The sequence below is a fragment of the Klebsiella sp. HMSC09D12 genome, assembly GCF_001808475.1.
Lineage (GTDB): Bacteria > Pseudomonadota > Gammaproteobacteria > Enterobacterales > Enterobacteriaceae > Klebsiella > Klebsiella oxytoca.
Genome location: NZ_KV793446.1, coordinates 1 through 553 on the forward strand (window position 1 = coordinate 1; position 553 = coordinate 553).

1 protein-coding gene is annotated in these 553 nt (G+C 51.2%); it reads left to right on the top strand.

The features are described from left to right. Nucleotides 1-527, top strand: a 527-nt coding sequence (locus HMPREF3178_RS08410) for an IS4 family transposase (protein ID WP_139146021.1), incomplete at its 5' end; no start/stop codon positions are given. Between the last annotated feature and the right edge of the window lie 26 nt (nucleotides 528-553).

The window sequence follows — 553 nt, forward strand, 5'->3', positions numbered from 1 at the left end:
CCCGGTGTGAGGGACATTTTTATCTGCACAGGAAAGAACCAAAATGCCGGAAACACCGGCACTCACGGTGTCGTATAAAACGCAAATCTCAGGTTCGCGACGGGCGCTCTTCAGCAAAAGAGCCGTGGCTCATCTTCAGCAGCACAGACGACTTTAAGCCACGTGAAATCATGAAGTTATACAGTCGCCGAATGCAGATAGAGCAGAACTTCCGCGATGAGAAAAGCGAACGGTTCGGGTTCGGTCTGCGGGCCAGTTACAGCCGTTCAGCGGGAAGAATGCTGGTGCTGAGCCTGCTGGCAACGCTGAGCACAATAGTCCTATGGCTTATTGGTTATCATGCAGAAAGTAAAGGATTACATGTAAGGTATCAGGCCAACAGTGTTAAATCGCGGCGGGTAATCTCTTATCTGACGTTAGCGGAGAATGTCCTGCGACACTCCCCGCTAATATTAAGGCGAACGGTGCTGAGCACCGTTCTTAACCACCTCGCCAGAGCCTACCGAAGTATGGTGCTGGTTTATTAGCGCTGTTTTATGGGGATCCCTCAGCG